The organism is Candidatus Acidiferrales bacterium (genome assembly GCA_036514995.1).
Taxonomy (GTDB): domain Bacteria; phylum Acidobacteriota; class Terriglobia; order Acidiferrales; family DATBWB01; genus DATBWB01.
Genome location: DATBWB010000088.1, coordinates 1 through 3,687 on the forward strand (window position 1 = coordinate 1; position 3,687 = coordinate 3,687).

Genomic DNA, 3,687 nt, shown 5'->3' on the forward strand with positions numbered 1-3,687 from the left:
TTATTGCCATAGCTGTATGGCAGGCGGGTTGCTGCGGAAGACAGTCTTGTGAGTCCCCAAGGAGGCAGGATGAATTTCAAGGTGGGTAGGCTTGTTGGAGCGTCCAGCCTAGCTGGCTTATTGGTGATTGGTGGAGCCTGCCAGCAGGCACCGGTTACGGCTGACTCACCCCGGAGAGAAAGCGGTGGCGGAGCTCTTTTTTCGCTGGGTTCAAGGTTGAAGCCGGTTAGCGTGCCAGAGGGTACGAACCTGGTTGTGGTCATGAACCAATCGTTGAGCAGCGCGAGTAACCATGCCGGCGATCGTTTTGACGCCAGCCTGGCGGCGCCGCTCGTGATCGGAGGCAAGACGGTCCTCCCCAAGGGAGCGCGCGTGACAGGCGAGGTGACGGCCGCCAAGGAGTCGGGCCGGCTTCAAGATCCAGGCTATCTGCGATTGACGCTGCGTTCGATTGAAGTGGGCGGCGAAGACGTGGCGCTAGAGACAGGCGCGGTATCCTTCAAGGGTCAGTCGCACAAGAAGCGGAACGTGGCCGTGATTGGCGGTGGCACGGGCGCGGGCGCGCTGATTGGCGGACTTGCCGGTGGTGGCAAGGGGGCCTTAATCGGCGGCGTGGTCGGAGCCGGGGCTGGAACTGCCGGCGCGTATGCTACCGGAAAGAAGGACGTTTCTGTGCCAGCCGAGCAGCGGATCAATTTTCGCCTGACCAAAGCCGTCACGGTTCAAGTGCGCGAATAGAGTTTCCTTTCCTCCATCGTCCCTCAGAGCCGATACTTTTTAGAGAGAAGAGCCCCGACCCGTCGGGGCTCTTCTATTTCGGATTTTGGTCGGTAGGGATGTCGCGCAAGATGGCCTAAGCGGGAAACTTTCCCAAAATGACACCGGAGCTGAGGCTACAGTCCCGGGACAAGAAGGACAACTGTAGGTAAACTCATAACTTAAGGCTATTCCAAAGTGGTAAAAGATTTGCTAGAGTTAGCGGGGTTCTATCCCCCGGGCGTGGGTGTGCGCATGGAAGGTGCGACGGCCGGCCCACTGGAAGAGAGCAGCGTACCCAGGAAATTTCCAGTCACCGTACTGATCGCCGAGGACGAGGAGGCGGCGCAACGGGTGTGTCGCGAGATCGTCCAGTCGCTCGGCCAAGAGGCTATTGTCGCCAGCACGACCGAAGAAGCCCTCGACCAACTCGAAAAGCATCCCGTTGAAATCGTCCTGCTGGATTTGAAGATGCCGACCACCGGCGGGATGGATTTGCTCGAACAGATCAAAAGGACGCGGCCGTACGTTGAGTGCATCATCCTCACCGCCCACGGCACGGTTGAGACCGCCGTGCAGGCCATGAAACTGGGCGCCTACGACTACGTAACCAAACCGTTCCATCTGGCCGAGGTCAAGTTGAAGTTAGAGCGGCTGCTCGAGCGGCTCAACATGGACGCCGAAATCCGTGTGCTCAAAGAGCAACTCCGCACTCACCCGGGTTTTGGCGGGCTGGTGGGACGCTCGCCCAAAATGCAGAAGATTTACAAAATGATGCTGCGGGTCGGCCAGGGTCTTTCGCCGGTTTTGGTTCTCGGCGAAAGCGGTACCGGAAAGGAGCTGGTGGCGCGCTCGATCCATTTTCTGGGCCCGCGTCGCAACGGTCCGTTTGCACCGGTTGATTGCACGGCGCTGGTTTCCACGCTGATTGAGTCGGAGCTGTTCGGCTATGTAAAAGGGGCATTTACGGGGGCAAACCGTACCAAGCAAGGCCTGGTGGAAGTGGCCAACGGCGGCACTCTTTTTTTGGACGAAATTGCTGAGTTGTCAGTCGAGCTTCAGGCCAAGCTGTTGCGCGCCTTGCAAGAAAAAGAGGTCAAGCCGGTCGGCGGCACCCATCGCATCCCGATTGACGTTCGGATCATTGCTGCCACGAACCGTGATCTCGAGCAGGCGGTGCGCAACGGCACCTTCCGGCAGGATCTTTACTTCCGCTTGAACGTGGTGGCGATTCGCATTCCGCCGCTGCGCGAACGCAAGACAGACATCCCGCTGCTCATGCATCATTTCATTGAAAAGTTTTCGGAAACCAACCAGCGCATGCGCGGCATCAGCGAAGAGGCTCTTTCCCGGTTGATGTCTTATGATTGGCCGGGAAACGTCCGCGAATTGGAAAACGTGGTGGAGCGGGCGATGGCATTGGGCTCCGGCCCGGTGATCCAGTTGGCTGACCTGCCTTCCAATTTGCAATTCAGCAGCGGGGAGCGGATTTCGCTGACTGACGAGCTGCTTCCGCTGGCCGAGCTTGAAAAGCGGGCGATCCTCCGCGCGGTGCGCGAAAGCGGTGGCGACAAGGTGGCCGCCGCCCGGTTGCTGGGCATTGGAAAGACCACGCTTTACCGCAAGTTGAAGCAGTACCAGATCCAGCGCGCCCAATCCGTGTAGGAGATCATTAGCCCCTGCCTGTCGTTCCTGGCTGCTACGCGTTCCCCTCTCCAAAATTGGGAAACCGCTGCTCGCAACGGTTTTCGTAATCAATTGGATTCGGGGAAGTTAAGAATGGCCGAGTGGCCTCCCTTGTGCGGGAGGAGCAACGGCGACCGAACGTGACTCGGTGCTATAGCGGTCGACCTGCCAATCCTTTCCCATCGCCGCCCGTGAAGAAAAGTGCGGTTTGGCCAAACCCGCCTGGGTGGCGAGGCATCAGGTTTGTGAGACGCACCCCGTTTCCTTTGGAGGAGCCATTCCCGCGACGGGAAGTGAAGCAGGGTTAGGCGGGCGCTGATGGCTAACATGAAACTTGGCATGAGACGCGGGCCACCCGGGCCCGCCGAGGCAAACCGGGACAGGCCACCGAGAAGACTTGAAGCTTTCCCTGACGCCATTCTGGCGGAACTGGTCCAGGACCTGAGCGGAAGCGGCGGATTCCGAGAGTTGCTCGCTTCGGCTGCTCGCGGCGTGCTGGAGGCCGTCCCAGCGCAGATTGTCGGTGTGGGTGTCTGTCGGGATGTCACGCTCCACGGGGTGGCTTTGGAGGTCCGGAACGGTCATGTTTCCGAGCCCAGCGGGTTCGAGCTGCCCCTCCATCCCACGCTGGCAAACTGGATGCACGCGGCTGAGTGCACCGTCATTCCAGTCTTCGATCCAGCCCAGGCAAGGGATCTCCCCTCGATCTTGTTGCGCTTCCGGGCGCTGGCGGCTTTCCCACTGCGATTCGAAAACCGGACGCATGGATTGATTCTGATGGGTTTCGAAGAGCCGCGCGCCTTGAGCGAGGAAGAGATCACGCAGATGAAAACACTGGCAGGGATCACAGCCATGGCAATCGGGCAGGTTAGGTCGGAGTGGGCGCACTCTTCTGAGGAGCAGGGGGCCCGTTTGTTGGAAGAGATCGAAGCCGATTGGAGCAAGGGCACACCAATAGCCGAAGTGTTTGAGCGGTTGGCAGCAGCCGCCCAGTCCTTGTGCGGCGCCGCCTCAGCGTGCATGGCGGAGAAGGAGGGTGACTCGCTCATTCCTCGGGCTCAAGCAGGTGAAGCGCCGTTCGCCGCTTGGCTGAGCGCAGCACCTCAGCCTAGGGCGGCGCCCTGGAGGAAGACACTCCGCACCGGTGAGGTCTCAACCGGGCTTCCGACAGCAAAGCGGCCTGCCGAAGCCTGGCAGGAGCGGTTGCGCCTAGGCGGCCTTGAATGGTTGGGAACGCTGCCGCTG

Annotated in this window: 3 protein-coding genes; all 3 read left to right on the top strand. The window is 60.1% G+C overall.

All coding sequences use genetic code 11. The features are described 5' to 3' along the window. The first annotated feature begins 231 nt into the window (after positions 1–231). Positions 232–738: a hypothetical protein gene (locus VIH17_06200; protein HEY4682827.1), complete on the top strand. Its 507-nt coding sequence runs from the start codon at positions 232–234 to the stop codon at positions 736–738. 273 nt (positions 739–1,011) lie between these two features. Then, entirely contained in the window at positions 1,012–2,421 is a 1,410-nt protein-coding gene (locus VIH17_06205; GenBank protein HEY4682828.1) for a sigma-54 dependent transcriptional regulator, read from the top strand. Between the two features lie 339 nt (positions 2,422–2,760). Then, positions 2,761–3,687 (top strand): GAF domain-containing protein (locus tag VIH17_06210; GenBank protein ID HEY4682829.1); only part of this gene is annotated, 927 nt, incomplete at its 3' end.